The 18,801-nt window shown below is 66.6% G+C and carries 17 protein-coding genes and 1 tRNA gene; 14 read left to right on the top strand and 4 right to left on the bottom strand.

Annotation, left to right across the window (positions count from 1 at the left end; genetic code table 11):
* Position 1 precedes the first annotated feature (1 nt).
* The 5 genes from IM767_RS10210 to IM767_RS10190 all read left to right on the top strand — a co-directional run bounded on the left by IM767_RS10210 (position 2) and on the right by IM767_RS10190 (position 4,770).
* Positions 2-1,156: a glycosyltransferase gene (locus tag IM767_RS10210; RefSeq protein ID WP_109210252.1), complete on the top strand. Its 1,155-nt coding sequence runs from the start codon at positions 2-4 to the stop codon at positions 1,154-1,156.
* Positions 1,153-1,767 (top strand): DUF4956 domain-containing protein, encoded by a 615-nt coding sequence (locus IM767_RS10205; protein ID WP_109210251.1) that lies wholly within the window; start codon positions 1,153-1,155, stop codon positions 1,765-1,767. The genes IM767_RS10210 and IM767_RS10205 overlap by 4 nt, the downstream gene beginning before the upstream one ends.
* Complete coding sequence (locus IM767_RS10200; RefSeq protein WP_109210250.1) at positions 1,764-2,609, top strand: polyphosphate polymerase domain-containing protein; 846 nt, start codon at positions 1,764-1,766, stop codon at positions 2,607-2,609. Before IM767_RS10205 ends, IM767_RS10200 begins: the two co-directional genes overlap by 4 nt.
* Positions 2,591-4,339, top strand: coding sequence for a carbohydrate-binding domain-containing protein (locus IM767_RS10195; protein ID WP_109210249.1), 1,749 nt, complete (start codon positions 2,591-2,593; stop codon positions 4,337-4,339). Before IM767_RS10200 ends, IM767_RS10195 begins: the two co-directional genes overlap by 19 nt.
* Before the next feature lie 149 nt (positions 4,340-4,488).
* Complete coding sequence (locus IM767_RS10190) at positions 4,489-4,770, top strand: Fe-S cluster assembly protein HesB (protein ID WP_109210248.1); 282 nt, start codon at positions 4,489-4,491, stop codon at positions 4,768-4,770.
* 79 nt (positions 4,771-4,849) lie between these two features.
* On the opposite strand, the gene IM767_RS10185 is transcribed toward IM767_RS10190, so the two are convergent.
* From IM767_RS10185 to IM767_RS10175, 3 genes are all read right to left on the bottom strand, one after another.
* A complete protein-coding gene (locus tag IM767_RS10185; RefSeq protein WP_109210247.1) occupies positions 4,850-5,893 on the bottom strand; it encodes a glutathione synthetase in 1,044 nt (347 codons plus the stop codon).
* On the bottom strand, positions 5,890-7,089 hold the full coding sequence (locus IM767_RS10180; RefSeq protein WP_109210374.1) for a peptidase MATCAP family protein: 1,200 nt from the start codon (positions 7,087-7,089) through the stop codon (positions 5,890-5,892). Before IM767_RS10180 ends, IM767_RS10185 begins: the two co-directional genes overlap by 4 nt.
* Before the next feature lie 98 nt (positions 7,090-7,187).
* Positions 7,188-7,991: an N-formylglutamate amidohydrolase gene (locus IM767_RS10175; RefSeq protein WP_109210246.1), complete on the bottom strand. Its 804-nt coding sequence runs from the start codon at positions 7,989-7,991 to the stop codon at positions 7,188-7,190.
* Positions 7,992-8,180: 189 nt separating this feature from the next.
* On the opposite strand from IM767_RS10175, the gene IM767_RS10170 reads away from it, so the two are divergent.
* Positions 8,181-8,252 (top strand) — tRNA-Arg (locus tag IM767_RS10170).
* Positions 8,253-8,460: 208 nt separating this feature from the next.
* Here the strand turns inward: IM767_RS10170 and IM767_RS10165 are convergent.
* Positions 8,461-9,591: a site-specific integrase gene (locus IM767_RS10165; protein WP_109210245.1), complete on the bottom strand. Its 1,131-nt coding sequence runs from the start codon at positions 9,589-9,591 to the stop codon at positions 8,461-8,463.
* 317 nt (positions 9,592-9,908) lie between these two features.
* Here IM767_RS10165 and IM767_RS10160 point away from each other — a divergent pair, with 317 nt between their 5' ends.
* From IM767_RS10160 to IM767_RS10125, 8 genes are all read left to right on the top strand, one after another.
* Positions 9,909-10,229: a nucleotide pyrophosphohydrolase gene (locus IM767_RS10160; protein ID WP_109210244.1), complete on the top strand. Its 321-nt coding sequence runs from the start codon at positions 9,909-9,911 to the stop codon at positions 10,227-10,229.
* On the top strand, positions 10,216-12,060 hold the full coding sequence (locus IM767_RS10155; protein ID WP_109210243.1) for a DUF2075 domain-containing protein: 1,845 nt from the start codon (positions 10,216-10,218) through the stop codon (positions 12,058-12,060). Before IM767_RS10160 ends, IM767_RS10155 begins: the two co-directional genes overlap by 14 nt.
* A gap of 83 nt (positions 12,061-12,143) precedes the next feature.
* Positions 12,144-13,568, top strand: a complete 1,425-nt coding sequence (locus tag IM767_RS10150) for a ParB N-terminal domain-containing protein (protein ID WP_109210242.1) — start codon at positions 12,144-12,146, stop codon at positions 13,566-13,568.
* A gap of 41 nt (positions 13,569-13,609) precedes the next feature.
* A complete protein-coding gene (locus IM767_RS10145) occupies positions 13,610-15,364 on the top strand; it encodes a DEAD/DEAH box helicase (protein ID WP_109210241.1) in 1,755 nt (584 codons plus the stop codon).
* Positions 15,365-15,521: 157 nt separating this feature from the next.
* Complete coding sequence (locus IM767_RS10140) at positions 15,522-16,208, top strand: protein NO VEIN domain-containing protein (RefSeq protein ID WP_162564266.1); 687 nt, start codon at positions 15,522-15,524, stop codon at positions 16,206-16,208.
* A 39-nt stretch (positions 16,209-16,247) separates the two neighbouring features.
* The gene (locus IM767_RS10135; RefSeq protein ID WP_109210239.1) at positions 16,248-16,958 is read left to right on the top strand and encodes a hypothetical protein; all 711 of its coding nucleotides are present in this window, start codon (positions 16,248-16,250) and stop codon (positions 16,956-16,958) included.
* Positions 16,959-16,977: 19 nt separating this feature from the next.
* Entirely contained in the window at positions 16,978-17,436 is a 459-nt protein-coding gene (locus tag IM767_RS10130; protein ID WP_275426020.1) for a very short patch repair endonuclease, read from the top strand.
* Positions 17,437-17,481: 45 nt separating this feature from the next.
* Positions 17,482-18,741 carry a DNA cytosine methyltransferase gene (locus IM767_RS10125; RefSeq protein WP_109210237.1) on the top strand — a complete coding sequence of 420 codons (1,260 nt, stop codon included), beginning with the start codon at positions 17,482-17,484 and terminating at the stop codon, positions 18,739-18,741.
* The last annotated feature ends 60 nt before the right edge of the window (positions 18,742-18,801 follow it).

The raw sequence follows: 18,801 nt of genomic DNA, 5'->3' as shown, positions 1-18,801 counted from the left end.
CATGATCGTCCTCATCCCCGCATTCGAGCCGGGGTTCCGCCTCGAGGCCGTCATCGCCGGACTGCACGACGACGATCACGACATCGCGGTGGTGGTCGTCGACGACGGCAGCGGCCCGTCGTTCACGGCGGTCTTCGAGCGCGCAGCCGCGGCCGGCGCGACGGTGCTCCGGCATGAGAGCAATCGAGGCAAGGCCGCCGCTCTGCGCACCGGGATCGACCACGTGCTGGCGACTCACCCCGGCGACGACGTCGTCACCGCCGACGCGGACGGGCAGCACACCGCGCGCGACATCCTGCGCGTCGCCGATGCCCTCCGCGAGGACGCCGCAGACGGCACGCCGGCTCTCGTCCTGGGCTGCCGGTCGTTCACCGGCCGCGTCCCGCTGCGGTCGCGCGTCGGCAACGCGGTGGCCCGTGGCACCTTCCGGCTCGCGGCCGGCTGGAGCCTGAGCGACACGCAGACCGGACTGCGCGGCATCCCGTCCGGTCTTCTCGCATGGGTGCGCGGCCAGCCCGGCGAGCGCTTCGCGTTCGAGCAGCACGTGCTGCTGCGCTGCCGTCGCGACGGCGTCGCGACCCGCGAGGTGCCGATCGAGACCGTCTACCTCGACGGCAACGCGTCGAGCCACTTCCGTCCCGTCGTCGACTCGGTGCGCATCGTGCTGCCGCTGCTGCTGTTCGCCGCGTCGTCGCTGCTTGCCTTCCTCGTCGACACCGTCGTGCTGCTGCTGCTCGAGGCGCTCACCGGTCTGCTCATTCCGTCGATCATCGCCGCGCGGGCGGTGAGCGCGTCGGTGAACTTCGCCGTCAACCGGCGGCTCGTCTTTCCGGCCGGTTCAACGGCCACACCCGAGCGGCGAGGACGGATGCCGCAGCAAGCCGTCCGCTACGCCCTGCTGGCGGTCGCGCTCCTCGCGTCGAACGTCGTGTGGCTCGACGCGCTGACGCGGTTCGGTCTGCCCCTCGTCGTGGCGAAGATCGCGACCGAGGCAGTGCTCTTCGTCACGAGCTACGGGGTTCAGCGCAGCTTCGTCTTCGGCGTTCAGCCGGACCGTTTAGAACTCGGGCGTGCGCCTGACGTGCGGCATAGGAACTCCATAGCGGCGCCGGATCGGATGGAAACGAACGAACACCCCACCGGGAGGAACCCATGACCACCAACGCGCTGATCCTGATCGGCATCGATCTGGCCGCGGCCCTCGTGCTGAGCCTTGGGCTCTATTACCGCCGGCACCACCGGCGCGACCTTGTGGTCGCCTTCCTCGGGGTGAACGTGGGGGTGATGGCGGTCGCTGCCGTTCTCGGCACAGCCGAGGTCGCGCTGGGACTCGGGCTGGGGCTGTTCGGTGTGCTGTCGATCATCCGGCTGCGCTCGTCGGAGATCAGCCAGCGCGAAGTTGCCTATTACTTCGCGGCCCTCGCGATCGGGCTGGTCACGGGACTGCCGCAGACCGATCCGTGGCCGGTCGCCGCGCTCGTCGCGCTCATCCTGGTGGTGCTGTGGGCCGCCGACAACCCGGCCTTCCTGTCGCGCAGCCGCCACCAGCTGGTGCGCCTGGACCGCGCCGTCGCCGATGAGCGGGAACTGGTGGACGAGCTCGCCGCGCGCCTCGGGGGCACCGTGACATCGACGACCGTCCAGGAGCTCGATCTCGTGAACGACACGACGCTCGTCGACGTCCGCTACCGCGTGGCACGTCCGCGAACGGCGACCCGCCGCCCGGCACCCGAATCCGCGGCGCTTGCTCAGGGGGCCCGGCAATGAAGAGCCTCGACCGCTTCGAACCGGTGAGCCTGGACGCGCTCGTGGCCGAGGCATCCCTCCTCACCCGCGTCGACCGCAAGTACGTCGTGCCGCGCGCCGGAGTCGACGCCGTGATGGCCGCCCTCGACCCCCGCACCCGTGTGCTCGAGATCGCCGGCGCCCGCGACTTCGCCTACGAGTCCGTGTACTTCGACACCCCCGACCTGCTGAGCTTCCGCATGGCGGCCCAGCCGCGGCGGCGTCGCTTCAAGCTGCGCACCCGCAGCTACCTCGACACCGGCACGTCGTACCTCGAGATCAAGACCCGTGGGGCTCGCGGCACGACCGTGAAGGATCGCGACGAGTACGACGCGCGCCTGCGCGACCGGCTCACCGACGACGCGCGCGACGACGTGGCCGACGCCTTCGCCGCGATCGGCGTCGCCGCCGAGCGGGCGGATGAGCTCGACGCGACCCTCCTCACCCGCTACCGGCGGGCGACCCTGCTCGCCGCCGACGGCACGGGGCGCGCCACCGTCGACACCGACCTCGAGTGGGTGCAACCGGACGGGCGCGGCTTCGCCCTCCCCGGAACGGTCATCGTCGAGACCAAGTCCGGCGCGAGCCCATCCGATGTCGACCGCGCCCTCTGGCGCGCCGGGCATCGCCCCGCGACGGTCAGCAAGTACGCGACCGGCCTCGCGGCGCTGCACCCCGACCTGCCGCGCAACCGGTGGGCGCGCCTGCTGCGCGGGCCGTTCGACCCCGCCCGTCGCGCTGCACCCGCCACCCGTCCGCCCATCCCCCGTCCGGCTGCCACCCCCATCTCCGAGGAGGACCCCTCATGCTCCGTCGCCGCCTGATCCTGGCCACCACTCCCCTGCTCGTCACCGGACTCGTGCTCGCCGGCTGCGCCACGCAGACCGCCGTGCCGACCGGCTCGAGCTCCGGCTCCAGCTCGGATGACACCTCCAGCACCCAGGCGGCCGCCGTCGTCGACTCCGACCTGAGCGCCGCCGCCGTGCTGGCCGCGAACGCCGACGTGACCGTCGTCGAGGACGACGAGTGGAGCGAAGCGGATGCCGTCGACATCCGGCTCTCGGGCGCCACCGCGTCCACCGAGGCCGATGCCGTCACGATCGACGGGTCGACGGTGACGATCACCGAGGGCGGCGTCTTCCGCCTGTCCGGGTCACTGGACGGCCACGTGGTCGTCGCGGCGCCCGACGACGCGCAGTTCGTGCTGATCCTCGACGACGCCGAGATCTCGGCATCCGACTCCCCCGCCATTACCGTCACGAGCGCGGACGACGTGGCCATCTCGCTCGCGGAAGGGAGCGACAACGCCCTCTCGGACGCCTCGGCCTACACCGACGACGCCGACGCGAAGGCCGCGATCTACGCCGACGCCGACCTGACCATCTCGGGCACCGGCGCACTCAGGGTGTCGGGCAACGGCAACGACGGCATCGCGAGCACCGACGACCTCGTGATTCTGGCGGGAGAGGTCACCGTCGACGCGACCGACGATGCGCTGAGGGGAAAGGACTCCCTCACCGTGGCCGGCGGCACGCTCACCCTCACCGCGGGCGGTGATGCGCTCAAGAGCGATCAGACCGACGACGCCACTCAGGGCTTCGTGGCGATCACCGGCGGCGAGGTCACCGCCCACAGCGGCGACGACGGCATCGCCGCGGCGACCGATGCCGTGATCACCGGCGGCACGGTGGACCTGACTGCCGGATCGGATGCCTCCGCCTCCGACGATTCGCCCAGGGGCGTCTCGGCAGGCGTGGTCGGGGCCATCGACGGCGGCGAGGTCGCGATCGCCGCCGACGACGATGCGGTGCACTCCGACGGCTCGGTCGGGATCGGCGGCGGGACGGTGGCGGTCTCATCCGGTGACGACGGCATCCACGCCGAGCAGCGGCTCGAGATCCGCGCGGGCGAGGTCACGATCGCGGAGGCCGTCGAAGGGCTCGAGGCGGCCGACGTCGCGATCTCGGGCGGCACCGTCGACATCTCGGCGAGCGACGACGGCATCAACGCCGCGAGCGGCACCGCCTCTGCCGGGCAAGGCGGCGGCATGGGCGGAGGCGGCGAAGCCGACACCGGCGAGACCCTCGTCATCTCGGGCGGGACCGTGCGCGTCACCGCCGGCGGCGACGGCCTGGACTCCAACGGCTCGATCTCGATCGCCGGCGGCACGACCGTGGTCAGTGGTCCGAGCGCTGCCGGCGGCCAGGGCGCGGTGGACGCGAACGGCGCCGTGGCCATCGACGGCGGCGAGGTGCTCGTCGCGGGCTCCGTGCTGGTCACCCCGACCGGCGCGCAGCAGTGGATCGCGGCGACGGTCACCGGGTCGGCGGGCGACATCGTGGAGGTGACGGATGCCGCGGGCGCGGTCATCGCCTCATTCGAGGCCGACCAGGGCTTCGGTGCCGTCTTCCACAGCGGGCCCGCGCTCGCGGACGGCGGCTCCTACATCGTGACGGTCAACGGCTCGTCGGCCGCGACCGTGACGGAGGGGGTCAACGTGTCGTCCGGCATGGGCGGCGGCCCCGGGGGCGGTGGCGGCGGACGGCGGCCGTGACCTTCTCTGTGGCCGCGGGAGGCTTCGAGGTCGATGCGATCGAACATGGGAGCTTCCTCCGAATGGCGCGGGTTCGGCTTGTCGGGGTTGCATCGTCGGCCCGATCTCGGAATCGTGGCCCGTCCGGAACCGCAACGGAAAGGAAAAGCATGCTCACGCTGACCCAGACCGCCGCCGAGGCCGTCGAAGAACTCGTCGCCCGTGTGCCCCTCGCCGAGGACGGGGGTGTGCGTATCCGCGACACGGGAGGCTCGGCCGGATTCGAGCTGAGCGTCGTGCCGGCGCGCGACCCGCAGGACACGGTGGTCGTCGAACGCGGCGCGCGCGTCTACCTCGACCAGTCGGCGGCCGCCGCCCTGGAGGACCGCGTGCTCGACGCCGAACTCTCCAACGACGGCGCCGTGCGCTTCGCCCTCGGAACCCAGGGCTGACCCACGCGCTCGGGCCCCGGCATCCGTCATCAACGGCTGTCGGGGCCCTCGCCTTTCTTGGGACTGATTCGCGCCGACGTCAGGCGGTGGCGAGCTGGATGTTGGACAGCTGCCGGCCATAGTGCTCCCGCATCCGCGTCTTGCGCTCCAGGTCCTGGATGACCGCGGCCGCGAAGTCCACGCCGTACAGCGCCTCGCTCGATCCGAGGCCGCCCGGCGAGAACACGTTCACCTCCATGAGCTTGTCGCCCGCGATGTCGAGGCCCACCAGGAACATTCCGTCCGACATCAGCTTCGGACGCACCGCATCGACGAGTTCGAGCATCTCGCCGGTGACCTTCACGGCCTCGGCCTTGCCCCCCACCGACATGTTGGACCGCACATCCGTGCCGCCGGGTCGCCTGCGGAAGGCGGCGTGGACGCCGTCCACCTCGAGGGCGCGCCCGTTCATGACGAACATCCGCACGTCGCCCTCCTTGGCCGCGGGGAGGTACTCCTGCGCCACGACGTAGCCGTCGCGGGCGATCGCCTCGACGATCTGAGCGATGTTGGGCTCCTTGTCGAGGTCGACCAGGAACACGCCGGAGCCGCCGGAGCCCTGCAGGGGCTTGAGCACCGCGCGACCGCCCAGCTCGTCGATGAAGCCGCGCACCCGCTCCTCGTCCCGCGAGATCAGAGTTCGCGGGCGCACCGCCTCGGGGAAGTGCTGGAAGTACGCCTTCGACATGGCGTCGGCCAGCGAGCGCGGCTCGTTGACGACGAGCACGCCCGTCTCGGCGATCAGGTGCCCGAACGCCAGACCCGACGTGGTCGCCCACGTGGTCTCGGCGGTCTCCGCGGCGGGGTCTGCGCGAAGCATCAGCACGTCGAAGTCACTCAGCTGCACCCGCGTCCGGGGCGCCGACTGGACAGCGCCGAGATAGCGATCCAGCGATCGATAGACCTTGCCCGGCTCCGCGGACGCCGCCATCGCCGACAGCGAGCCGTCGGGCTCGTACCCGAAGTCCCGAAGCCCCACCAGGCAGGCTTCGTGTCCCCGCCGGACGGCGGTCATCGCGAGGCGCGTGGTCGTGTAGATGGGCTTCTCGGTGGCGATGTCGTTGACGGCGAAGGCGATCTTCATGCGGGCTCCTCGGCGGGGGTGGTCTCGGCGGGCGCACCCGGTCGGGTGTCTCTGGGCGATGCGTCGGCGCCGGCGCGGGGCGTTTCCGCGCCCACCAGGGAGACCAGGTCGTCGGCGTCGGCGGCGTGTCGCAACCGTTTGGCGGCCTCGGGCTGCGAGAGGTACCGAGGCATGATGCGAGCCCGCGTGAGGAGTCCTCGCTCGGCGAGATCCTCGACGAGCGGCAGGTCTTCGAGCGCGAACTTCCCCAGGAACAGCAGATCGAGCCGGCCGCCGGCGGCGACGTGCCCGAGCAGCGCGAGCAGCCCGCGCAGGTAGATCGCGTCCTTGGTGAAGCCGCCGGCGCGGAAGACGCGCATCGCGACGCCGTAGGCGCTGCCGGCGGGCAGCCCGTGATCTGTGAGCAGCCGGTGAGTCTCGACGAAGCCGGCGCCGCCCACCAGCGCGTGGACCGCCACAACCCTCGCCGCGAGCTGCCGCAGCCGCGACGCGGTCAGACCGCCGCAGGCGATCTCAGCCAGCACGGCGAGGCCCTCCTGCGTCTCGTCGTAGTGTGCGAGTCCGGCGCCGAGCATGCGGATGGGCTGGGCCGACCCGTTCACATGGGTGACGAGGTGCGTTCCCACCTCGTGCTGCAGCAGGGCGTCGACGCGGGAGCCTGCCACCGACGCGTTGCTCGAGATGAGCAGGGTGTCGCCCTCGACGAGCACACCCGAGACGTCGTCGCGGATCTCGGCGTGGATGCCGACGTCGGGATCGATCGAGCGATAGTGGGCGATCTCCGCCTCCGCCGCCGCCAGGAAGCCGGTGGCGTCCACCGACTCCCGCTCCAGCCGCCCGTGCGGAAGCCGCCGCAGCAGATCCTCGGCGCGGTCCACCAGCGGGGGCAGCACCGGTCCGTACTGCGCGATCGACAGCTGCAGGAATTCGGGCGTGTTGCGTGCGCGGAGCATCTCCACCCGCAATGTCATCTCGCGCTGCCGGTTGCGCAAGAGCGCAGCGAGGGTCGCGTCCGTGACGGCGTCCAGCGGCAACGCCTCTACCTGCGCGTCGAGCACATCCGGATCCACATCGAGAGGCCGGTACTCGAAGACCGGATCTGTCTCTGGATGTTTGAGGAACTGTCCGCGGACCTCGTCCGCGTTCACCGGTGTCATCTCGAGGAGGAACCGCACGCTTCCGGCCAGCGCAGCCATGGCGTGATCCGCCGCCAGATCGGCGGGCGAGAAGCCGCCGGTGTCCAGGACCCGCGTCTCCGGCCCGACATCGTCGCGGCCGTGAGGCGGTTGGGCGGTCACCGCGCCACCACCGTGTCGAGCGCCTCCTCAAGGGACGGGATGGTGGATGCCAGCGCCCGCGCGAGCTCGTCGACGCGGGGGTGATCTGCGTTCCCGGTCCATTCGTCCATGAAGGTTTTCTTGTATTCGAGCGCGAGCACCACGGCCCGTTCGGGGTACCGGGCGTGGATCCAGGCCGCGAGCTGTCGCCCCCGGAAGCGCACGTTCTCCCGAACGTCTAGCCGCCCCGCGGGCGATCCGCTCCCCGCAAGGGTCTCGATGAAGGTGTCGACCACCGGCCCGAAGCGGTCGCGGTCCAGCGAGCCGGTGCCGACGTTCACCTCGGGGTTCTTCGCCGCCGGCGCTTCCGCGGCGTCGGCACCATCGCGGCGGTGGTTGTACGAATGAACGTCGAACACCACGAACGGGCCACGCTCGGCGACCGGGTCGAGTCGCCGAGCGAGTGCCGCGTAGAAGGCGTCGTAGACCTCGAGCGATCCGGCGACGAGCGCCTCGTCCAGCGGCGGATCGCGGAAGACCTCCAGCCCCCACGCCTCCTCCGACGTGCGGTACACGGCATCCTCGCGCGCGCGATTCAGGTCGACCTCGAAGCGGGACCGGTGCACGACCACGCGAGCAGGCACGAGCGCACCGATCTCGTCGGTGTACGGATCCTCCTCGCGCAGTCGATCCGCTTCGGGCAGGACCAGTTCGGCCGCCAGCTCTGGACGGATGTCGTGCCCGTTGTGAATCGCGGTGGCGACGAACTGTCCGGTCCAGTCGCCGACGAACTCGAACGCCGGGCGCTCCCTCGTGACCATCAGCCCATTGTTTTCCGCCTGGAGCTGGGCTTCAAGCTCTTGACACCTCCGCCGCCGCGCCGTAGCCCGTGCGGGCGGCGCGTCCGCGCGTCGCGCGCCTGCGATGCTGGGCGAGGGTGCGCCCGCGCACGCGCGCCGCGGGGCCGTGGGCGGGAGCGACGGCTACCCGGCTTAGACTGGATGCCGCCTGCCTCTGTAGCTCAATGGAAGAGCAGCTCCGTCCTAAGGAGAGGGTTGGGGGTTCGAGTCCCTCCAGGGGCACAGTCTCTTTTCGCCTCTGACCAGGTATTTCTTCTGTGGTCAGACCACTCAGAATGCGTTTTTGCCCGCTTTTTGCCCGCATTCTGAAAATTCGGTGAGCCGAAATAGCCGTCCGCAACGGCCTGCGCGCGACGTCTGAGAGCGCCAAAATCGAGCGTTTCGAGCGAAATCTGCCTCGTCGAAAAACTGAGCAATCTGCTCTCCGCAGTTACTGCGGTCGGGCGTACCGGGTTTGCGGACCCGATGGCAGCGCCACGAGCGGCATCTGGTCGTTCAGGCGCGTCGCCACGGCATCCAGATCGTCGTCGAAGAGATCGGCGTAGGTGTCCAGCGTCATCGCCGCCGACGCGTGGCCGAGCATCCGCTGCACGGCCTTCACGTTCGCGCCCGAGCTGATCGCCAGGGACGCGGCAGTGTGGCGGAGGTCGTGCGGAGTGACTCGAGGGATCGACGGATCGAACTCCTGCGCACGCCGAACCGCGTTCGCGAACCATCCCTTGTTGCCCGAGTTGCGCATGTGATTGACCCCGTCGCCGAACAGCAGACCCTCCGGCCCCTTGCCGGCGCACGCCTGCTCGATCATCGGCGCGAGACGCTCGGGGTACGGAACCGAGCGCTTCTCATGCGTCTTCGGCGTGCCGACATGGATCTCGTAGGCGATCATCACCGCGTTTTCTTCGATGACGAAGCGCCGACGAAGGCGGTTCACGCTGCGCACGCGCAGTCCCGTCGCCTCGCCCCAGCGGAGGCCGGTGTACGCCAACGTCAGGACAAGCGTCGGATACGCGGAGCACGCCGCCAGCGTCGCGACCTGATCATGCGAGAGGTAAACGCGACGCTTGCCAGGCCCGTGCCGAGGAAGGTTGCGCACATGGCGGGCTGGATTGCTCGCGAGGCGGCGATCGTCAATGGCGACGTCGAGGATGCCGGCGAGGACTCCCAGTGCTCGAAGAACAACCGTGCGCGACTTCTGCGTCGCAAGGTCAGACACCCAATCCTGAACTTCCGAGCGACGGATCGACGAGATCTCCCTGTCGGCCCACACCGGCGCGACATGGTTCTTCCACGCCCGCTCGAGCGTCATGTAGTACGAGGGCTTCGACATCGGCGGCTGCTTGGATCGCAGCCAGCTGTCCGCGAACATCCGGACAGGAACCCGCGACGAGGACGGATCGATGTACTCACCCTTCGACTTCGACACCGTGACCATCGAGAGGTACAGCTTCGCTTCGCGCATCGTCGTGAAGCCGCGCTTCTCCGCCTCCGTGCGATCCGGCTTGCGATAGCGCACGCGGTAGCGACGGCCCTTCGCCGATTCATACGGGGTGATGCTGCCCATCTCGACCTCCGCTCATGCCGGGTTCAGGGTCAGTATCGGGCCAGTGTCGGACACTGCGCGCGCCTCGTCAACGCGGCCGATCACAGATGTGGACAGATGTCGGAAGACGTCGTCAACTGGCGTTGGGTTGGAAGCGCCTCCCTCCGACGCCGAGAGTGTAGCGGTCGATCGCGCCTCCGTTCTCGCCGCTCACTCCTTGCAGACTCCGCGCTGATGCGCGTCGCGTAGCAGCCGTTCGACGACGAGCACTGCGCCGCGCCCGACCGCTGTATGGGCTGATTATCGGAGGGAAGGCCGCTGTGCGATACCGTCGCACCGTGACGAGTGAGCGAGTTCTTGAAGCCCTATCGGAGTTCGTCCGCGAGCGCGACTGGGCTCAGTTTCATACGCCGGCAAACCTCGCAAAGAGCATTTCGATCGAGGCGGGCGAACTGCTCGAGTGCTTCCAGTGGAGCGACGATGCAGACGAGGTTCGCGTGCGCGAGGAGCTCGCCGACGTCGTCACGTATTGCACACTGCTCGCCGCTCGTCTGGGAGTCGACCTGGACGAACTCGTCCTGCAGAAGCTCGCCGTAACGAGCTCGAAGTATCCCGCAGATCGATCGAGGGGGCGGAGCACGAAGTATGACGCCTTTTGAGATCGAACGGCTCGACTTCACTACACCCGCGATCTCAACTTGGGCGGCCGGCGATGAACGCCGAACGAACTGGCCCGTCGTGTACGTGCTCGACAGCGCCGGGTCCCCAGATGCGCCATCTGTCTACGTCGGCGAGACGGTCAGTGCTGTGTCGCGAATGCGTCAGCACCTCCAGAATCCGTCGAAGGCAGGGTTCCGCCGTGTTCGTGTCGTCATAGACGAGACGTTCAACAAGTCGGCGTGTCTCGACCTCGAGTCGCACCTCATCCGGTGGCTCGCCGGCGATGGGCACTTCACAGTGCTCAACGGGAACGAGGGCATCATCGATGCGCGGTACTACGAGCGCGACCAGTACCGCGAGAGCTTCCGTGACATCTTCGAGCAGCTGCGCTCGGACGGGATCTTTCAGCGCAGCATCCCCGAGATCGAGAACAGCGATCTCTTCAAGCTCTCGCCTTTCAAGGTCCTCACCCGAGAGCAGGCCATCGCCGTCGAGCAGATCGTCGAGGCACTCCTCGAGGACCTAAAGACAGGCACGCGATCGACCAGCGTCATTCAGGGCAATCCGGGTACGGGCAAGACCATCGTGGCGATCTTCCTCATGAAGCTGCTGGCCGACATTCGCGACTATGTAGACACGGATGAGATCGAGCAGGACTCACTCTTCTCTGAGTTCTTCGTGCCGGAGAACCGGAAGCTACTGAGGAGCGTTCGCGTCGGGCTGGTCGTACCCCAGCAGTCGCTTCGAGACTCGATCAAGAAGGTGTTCAAGAAGACGCCGAAGGTCAGTGAGGATCTCGTCTTGAACCCGTTCGACGCTGGCAAGTCGTCTACGCCCTTCGACCTACTCATCGTCGACGAGACGCACCGGCTCAATCGCCGCGCGAACCAGTCATCGGGTATGCGCAACCGCGACTTCGCGGACATCAACGAGCGACTCTTCGGATCGGATGACCTCAGCAGGACGCAGCTCGACTGGATCCGCGCCCAGAGCACGAATCAGATCCTGCTCATCGACGAGCAGCAAGGCGTACGGCCTGCAGACCTCCCAGGTGAGACTCTCGCCGCTGAGATCGCTGACGCAAAGCGCGTGCATCGGTGGTTTCCGTTGGCAAGGCAGATGCGTGTGAGGGCGGACGCAGACTACGTGGGATTCGTCCGCCAGCTGCTTCGAGGTGAACTTCGCGCAGGTGAGCGCCCGGACTTCGGCGAGTACGACCTGCGGTTCTTTGAGAGCGTCGTCGACATGCAGGAAGCGATCCACGAACGCGACCGCGAGGCGGGGCTGGCCCGGCTTGTCGCCGGCTACGCCTGGGACTGGAGGACCCGCGGCAACAAGCCCGGCTTCGACTTCGCACTCGAGGGAACGGAGTTCACCTGGAATCGTACGGACAGGGACTGGATCAACTCGCAGGGATCGATCGATGAGGTCGGCTCAATTCACACAGTGCAGGGCTACGACCTCAACTACGCGGGCGTGATCATTGGCCCGGACCTCCGTTACGACGAACTCACGCGACAGGTTGTCGTAGACCGTGACGCCTACCGCGACAAGAAGGGCAAGGAGAACCTCGCGCAGCTTCGGCGGCCAACGACGGACGACGATCTCCTTGCACTCATAAAGAACATTTACGGCGTGCTGCTGACCCGAGGTGTCCTAGGCACATACGTCTACGTCTGCGACCCGCGCCTCCGCACATACATCTCGTCAGTCGTGAACAGCGAAACGTCGGACCACGGCGGTTACGAGTCGTCCGAATCAGAGCCGCGCACAGCAGAGACCCATCACGCGCGTGATGGCAGTCACTTCGGGCGGCGTTCGCTTAACTGACGTGTCGTCGCGGCTAATGTGGCGAGAGACTGGACCTGTCTGGATGACGGGCCCACTAATCGCGCGGAAGGTAGATCGACAACGTGAGCACCACCCCGGGCAGCCCCCCGCTTGCTGAAGACATCCGCGCGCTCGTTGCAGACCGTCTGAGGGAGGCGGAGCTGGAGAACGCCGAAAAACTCACCGTGGAGTACCGTGGCGCCCAGAAGCACCTCTATGTGATCGCCATGCCAACGGACATGCTCTACCTAAACCCGGACACGCATCGCGTGCGGGCGCAACGAACAAGCAATCCGGAGCGCGACGCGGAGCTGACGCAAGATCCCTGGGGGGCTGCCGGTCAGGCCTACCTGAAAGACCTGCTTTCATGGCGGCCCTCGGCGCCAGGTCAAATTGATCCGGACTACGAACAGCTGAGAGATGAACTCAAGACCTTCGGCCAGCGCGAGCCGGGGGTGATCACTCGAGAAGGCATCCTCGCGAATGGAAACACTCGGTGCGCGGCCCTCAGAGACCTTGGAGTCCCCGACATCCGCGTCGGCGTGCTACCGGAGACCTCGACCTGGGACGACATCAACCGGGTCGAGCTGTCCCTCCAGCTCCGGCGCGACAAGCGGCGAGACTATTCGTACGTCAACCGGCTGATCACGATCGACGAACAGATCGCGAGCGGCAGGAAGGAAGAGGACGTCGCACGCGACTTCAACGTCAAGACCATCACCCTGCAGAGGGACCGTTGGGTGTACGGGCTCATAAAGGACGCGATAGCTCGAAGCCGGACTTCGAACGGTGCGATGCTCGCGCTCTCTGACTTTGAGGAGCACCAAGAGAAACTGCGGGAGCTGAGTCGGGACTACTTCAAGCTGAAGCCGACCGATCCAGACGCAGCTGAACGGCTCAAAGAGTCCCGCCTCCAAATGGTCGTCCTGAACTATGCGAAAACCTCGCTCCGGCTCGCTGACGAGGGCTTCTTCGCCGAGTACCTTGCACCGCGCCTCCCTGACGTGCTTCGGACAGAGGCGACAGGCGAGGCGAAGGTCCAGATCCCCGGACTTCCAGGCGTCGAGGTGGCTGACAGCAGCACTGCTACCAAGCAGGTAGTTGCGATCACAGATGCCCTATTGCGAGCGAGCGCAGTCCAGAAGCTTCCACCCACGGAGTCGTCCGCATCTGAGCTAAGCGAGTCCTCCGAGCTACTGGCATCCGCAAGTGCGACCTTCGAGACAGCCGTAGAACTGGCCGGACGAAACGCCACGCTGAGAAAGAAGAAGTCAGCGGTGCCGGATCGCCTGTCTGACGCGACGGAGTACATCGATCAGGCCGTAGCTGAGTTCGCGAGTGCGCGCGCGACTGGCGTGCTCGACGAGGATGCGTTCGACGACGCCCTCGAAGCGCTCCGAGACAGCCTGCTGAAGCTTGCAAGGCAGGCAGCCCGCGCCTTCGATTCCCCTGGCGACGGGGTAGCGTGGCTGCTGGCTTCCGCGACCCATCCGGCAGATCAGGCGTGAGCCTTCACATCGGCTTCGGAGGCTCCCCAACAACTGCGCGCATGGTCGCAGAACCGGGCTTCGAGGCCGAGCTTCGGGAGCTGTCTCTGCGCTTTGCGACAGCCCGGCATCCCGTGTCAAGCGTTGTGGACGTCGACCTCGACGAACTGCTGACGACTCTCGTGGCGCTGGCCGGTTGGTCCGACCCCGCCGGCGTTTCGTGGGATGACGACCTCGCCCGACTCGCGAGCGACGTCACCGTCGATGCTCAAGTCGTGCACGACCACTTGCAGCAGCCAGGCACACCGGACCTCGCACTGAAAAGGCCAGACCTCGACATCGGACCCAACTGGGTGGGAGATCTGACGCCCTTCCAGCAACGCGACATCGCGAAGCTCATGTCACTCAGACACGGCGCCAACTTCTCTGTTCCCGGCGCCGGGAAGACGCGCGTCGGCCTCGCAGTGTTCGAAGCACTCCGGGCCAAGGGAAATGTCGAGCGGCTGCTTATTGTCGCTCCGAAATCCGCTCGGGAGGCGTGGCACTACGAAAACACTGAATGCCTCGAGAAGCCGCTTCGGATGGCGGACTACCCCGCGGTCGCGTCGGCAGGCTTGGACGCGGTGATCGTGAACTACGAGCGACTTCCGAACAGCGTCAATGAGTTGGGCCAGTGGCTGAGCGCACGTTCATCGATGCTGATTCTCGACGAGGCCCACCGGATGAAACTGGGCGCGGACGGCGCGTACGGAGCAGCGTGCCTCGCACTCGGGCCACGAAGCCGACACCGCCTAGCGCTCACGGGAACCCCCGCACCCAACGGAGTGCGTGATCTCGAGAGCATCTTCGGATTCGTCTGGCCAGGGCAAGGTCGAAGAGCAGTGACAACCGCTGTTGCCGGCGGCAACTTGACTCAGGCGAGCCGCATCCTCAAGCCCCTCTACACGCGTACCACTAAGCACGAGCTCGGGCTACCTGCCGTCACCACAACGCTCGTTCCAGTCGAGATGCCTCCACTTCACCGCGAAATATATGACGCGCTGGTTGGCCAGATGTCAGTTCGGGCTGCCGCCGAAGCCGGCGACTTTGCGGCGCTTGGCCGAGTGATCATGTATCTGCTGATGGCTGCGACAAGTCCCGCGCTGCTCGCCGCGGGCGCAACTAGATACGAGCCTCTTGCGTATCGGGTCGATCCGCTTGTTGTCGCGCAAGACGCTGCGCTTTCGACGCTGATGCGGGATCTCCCGTCCCTCGAACTGTCACCTAAACTTCGTGAGGTCTTGGCCCAGGTCCGAGAAAATGCCAGCCTTGGGCGAAAGACCCTCGTCTGGTCGACTTTCATCCGCAATCTCACAACACTCGATCGGCTGCTGAAGCCGTTCAATCCAGCGATCGTCCACGGCGGGACGGAAGATCGAGAGGCGCAGATCGCACGCTTTCGGAGCGACCCGGACTGCATGGTGCTGCTCTCGAACCCTGCCACGCTCGGGGAAGGTATAAGCCTCCACCACGAATGCCACGATGCGATCTACATAGACAGAGACTTCGCGGCTGGCCGCTACCTGCAGAGCGTTGACCGGATTCATCGTCTGGGGCTAGCGCCCGGTACTGAGACTCGTGTGAAGATTCTCGTCTCAAAGGGGTCGATCGACGAAGTCGTCGCGCAGCGCCTTGAGTTGAAGTTGGACTTCATGGGAACAGTGCTCGACGACCCGGCACTTACCGAGCTCGCTCAGGTCGCCGACGAACCGCCACTCGGCGAGGGTCTATCGGCCGAGGATCTGAACCAACTAATGGCACACATCGATGCCCATTAGGCCCGGCCCGATACTGCTCGCAGCGCAGCGGTGGCTGGAGCTGCTGCCGAAGCACGGTGAGACGCGTGCGCGAGCTACGTTCGCGACCGTCCCGCGATACAGCGACCTGACCAGCACCCAATATGAGACCGCATACGAGTGGCTACGAAGCACTGGAGTGCTAGAAGCCGAGCGGGGCCCGATTCCACCCAACCATCGGGTTCTAATCTCCGCCATCGAGACCAGCGACGCCGTCTGGCTGCCGAACGCGGACGAGTTTGCCGATGATCCGGATTTGCTCCCGGACGATGTGGCGGCTGCCGCCGAAGCACTAGGAATCGATCGACCGACCGCGGCAGGCTACATCCGGTCAGCGTGGGGAAAAGTCGACGTCGACTTGAGAGCGAGAATCGGCTCTGCCGGCGAGCGGGCGCTCGTCGAGCTCTTGGAAGCGAACCCCGCCGCGACAGTCGATCATGTTGCGCTCTGGGCAGACGGGCTGGGTTACGACGTATCGGTTCGGCATGGGCTCCAAGAAGGTCACTTGGAAGTGAAGAGCACAACGAGGCGACACCGCCTCACGTTGCATCTGAGCCGGAACGAGTTCCTAGTGTCACAGAGGGACCCGGCCTGGATACTTGTCGCGCTGCGGCTAGATCCCGACGATTTCCGCCTGCGGTCGGTGGCGACGATCGACTCGGAGTGGCTCGCGCAACAGATGCCCACTGACACGGGAGACCACGGCAGTTGGGAGTCCTGCCGGGTCGACGTGCCTACCGACTCAATTGTGCCGGGGCTCGGTCTCTTGTCTCCGATCCTCGACAAGAATGAGGCACGAGAGTTGTTCGCGTGGCCAGGGCTGTAGGAACAGCTGCCCTGGCCCGACGTTGGAGGATGAGGGACGATGGACATCCCACGTTGGAACGATCCGGATCTCACCACCGGAAGTATGGTGCTCGGAGCGCTGTGGCTTGTCCAAGAGGTCGGCGTTGGCAACACCTTCACGAAGACTCGCCTTCGAGAAGCGTTCCCGAGGGTCGGGCAGATTGATCGACGCGTGAGAGATCTGCGTGACTACGAGTGGGTCCTCCACTCAAGCGCGGAAGATGGCACACTCAGGCCCGACGAGCAGCGACTCGTCCACGTCGGTGTGCCCGTCTGGGATCCAGCAGCACGCAAGACAGCCGCACCGAAGAGCGCCATTTCATCGAAGCTTCGAGCAGCCGTCCTTGCGCGTGACGACTACATGTGCGTGACCTGCGGCGTATCGGCCGGTGACAACTATCCCGATGGAGGCCTCGAAACGGCAAGCATCGGCGTCGTGCGCCGGCCCTCGGCTGACGACGGCGACGAAACTGTCCTGATCACCCAGTGCCGGCGTTGCGCGTCGGGCGGGACCAATGAATCCCTGTCGCGCGACGAGGCTCTGCAGCGAATAGCTGCGCTCGACTCGCGACAGCGCGAAACCCTGCTGCACTGGATGGCGATGGGACGCCGCGAGACCTCGCCGCTCGAGCGCGCATGGAGCGCGTATCGTCGGTTGCCCGCCGACACCCGGGATGCCGTTGAAGCATTGATGCGCCCGTCATCTCCGGGCTCGCAAACAAAACTCTGACCGTCGTGGAGCTCCAACTGTGGACGAAGCACACCCGACCGCAGGACGTCGCCGGAATATGCAAGCCATTCGGCGGCGCGATACGCGCCCTGAACTTGCGCTCCGCAAGGCGCTCCATGCCGCCGGGTACCGGTACCGCTGCGACTACCGCATAGACGTCGCGGGCGGGCGAGCACGCCCGGACATCGCCTTTACACGGGCCAAGGTTGCGGTCTTCGTGGACGGGTGCTTCTGGCACTCCTGCCCGGAACATGGCCGAACGCCACAAGCCAATCCTGACTACTGGGCACCAAAGCTGCAGCGAAACCGCGCTCGCGACCGAGCGAACACACGCGCGCTCGAGGCTGCCGGGTGGCTCGTACTCCGAATCTGGGAGCATACCGATGTGTCTGACGCCGTCGCGATGGTGCGCCGCGCACTGCCCGCGGCCACTGAGCACGACGTGCCGACGTCGATGCGATGTCCGAGCACGGAATGAAACTAGGGTGAGCTACGCACGAAAACGCACTCGGGAGACTCAGACATGCAGAAACGGTCGCAGCCCACAGTCGTAGAGATCTGCGCTGGCGCCGGTGGCCAAGCTCTCGGACTGCATCGAGCTGGTTTCGATCACGTACTCGCCGTCGAACTCGATGGCTTTGCCGCCCAGACCTTGCGCCAGAGCACCGGATTCGAAGTAGCCGTGGGTGATGTCGCAGACACCGCTGTCTGGCGCCCATCCGACTACGAGGGAATCGACCTCCTCGCTGGCGGAGTCCCATGCCCACCGTTCTCGATCGCAGGGCAACAACTCGGGTCCTCGGACGAGCGTGACCTGTTTGCCTGGGCAGTTGAGCAAGTCGCTGTGATGCAGCCCCGAGCTCTCATGCTGGAAAACGTCCGCGGGCTGACTGCTCCACGATTCTCGGGCTATCGTCAGCGCGTACTCGACCGGCTTGCGCAGCTCGGATACGTCGCCAACTGGAAGCTCCTTCATGCGGCTGACTTTGGCGTCGCCCAGCTCCGACCACGGTTCGTGCTGGTCGCGATGCGTCCCGATGACGCGGCTTACTTCCGGTGGCCCGAACCGCTGGCATCGTCCCCGACGGTCGGCGAGACCCTCCGCGACCTAATGAGCGAGCGAGGCTGGAAGTACGCCGACGACTGGGCTGCCATGGCCAACGGGGTGGGGCCAACTCTGGTAGGCGGGAGCAAGAAACACGGAGGCGCGGATCTCGGGCCCACTCGTGCCAAGGCCGCATGGGCCAAGCTCGCCGTCGACGGTCGCGGGATCGCTAACGCGGCTCCGGAGCCGAACGCGTTGCACCCGTCAGTCTGGCATCCACGATTGACCATCCCCATGGTCGCCCGCCTCCAGGGGTGGAGGGATGAGGATCACTGGCAGTTCGCAGGCAGAAAGACGTCGCAATATCGACAGATTGGAAACGCCTTCCCTCCTCCGGTTGCTGCAGCCGTTGGTGAGTCGATTCGCGCGGCGCTCGCCCACGAAGGCACACCCCACGAAGTCCCGCAGCTAAGTGCGGACGTCCACGACCCTGTCTATCGAGCCCTTGCAAACGCCGATCAGTTCATTTCTCTCGAACGCCTCGTTCGAATCATGTCGGAGACAACTACCGCTACCGTCGAGCAACACCTCGCGATGCTCGCGCAGGACTTCGACCTCGAGGTCAAGGTCACCGATCGAACCACCTCGTACAAGCTCGGCGGCTTCAAAGGGTTCACCGGCCAGATCGATCACCGTCGCAATAAGTACATGACGACTCACCGCAGCCGCGTGAGCTGACGTGCGGGATGTAGCGGCCACAGGCGGCACAAGCCTCCAAGGTCGCCGTTGACACAAGTG

Origin of the sequence: Microbacterium ureisolvens (genome assembly GCF_015278315.1) — a bacterium.
Taxonomy (GTDB): domain Bacteria; phylum Actinomycetota; class Actinomycetes; order Actinomycetales; family Microbacteriaceae; genus Microbacterium; species Microbacterium ureisolvens.
This window is presented reverse-complemented; position numbering and strand designations above follow the sequence as displayed.

Coding starts and splice junctions, on each gene's coding strand:
- IM767_RS10210 (WP_109210252.1), top strand. CDS start 2: ATGATCGTCCTCATCCCCGCATTCGAGCCGGGGTTCCGCCTCGAGGCC.
- IM767_RS10205 (WP_109210251.1), top strand. CDS start 1,153: ATGACCACCAACGCGCTGATCCTGATCGGCATCGATCTGGCCGCGGCC.
- IM767_RS10200 (WP_109210250.1), top strand. CDS start 1,764: ATGAAGAGCCTCGACCGCTTCGAACCGGTGAGCCTGGACGCGCTCGTG.
- IM767_RS10195 (WP_109210249.1), top strand. CDS start 2,591: ATGCTCCGTCGCCGCCTGATCCTGGCCACCACTCCCCTGCTCGTCACC.
- IM767_RS10190 (WP_109210248.1), top strand. CDS start 4,489: ATGCTCACGCTGACCCAGACCGCCGCCGAGGCCGTCGAAGAACTCGTC.
- IM767_RS10185 (WP_109210247.1), bottom strand. CDS start 5,893: ATGAAGATCGCCTTCGCCGTCAACGACATCGCCACCGAGAAGCCCATC.
- IM767_RS10180 (WP_109210374.1), bottom strand. CDS start 7,089: ATGGCTGCGCTGGCCGGAAGCGTGCGGTTCCTCCTCGAGATGACACCG.
- IM767_RS10175 (WP_109210246.1), bottom strand. CDS start 7,991: ATGGTCACGAGGGAGCGCCCGGCGTTCGAGTTCGTCGGCGACTGGACC.
- IM767_RS10165 (WP_109210245.1), bottom strand. CDS start 9,591: ATGGGCAGCATCACCCCGTATGAATCGGCGAAGGGCCGTCGCTACCGC.
- IM767_RS10155 (WP_109210243.1), top strand. CDS start 10,216: ATGACGCCTTTTGAGATCGAACGGCTCGACTTCACTACACCCGCGATC.
- IM767_RS10145 (WP_109210241.1), top strand. CDS start 13,610: ATGGTCGCAGAACCGGGCTTCGAGGCCGAGCTTCGGGAGCTGTCTCTG.
- IM767_RS10135 (WP_109210239.1), top strand. CDS start 16,248: ATGGACATCCCACGTTGGAACGATCCGGATCTCACCACCGGAAGTATG.
- IM767_RS10125 (WP_109210237.1), top strand. CDS start 17,482: ATGCAGAAACGGTCGCAGCCCACAGTCGTAGAGATCTGCGCTGGCGCC.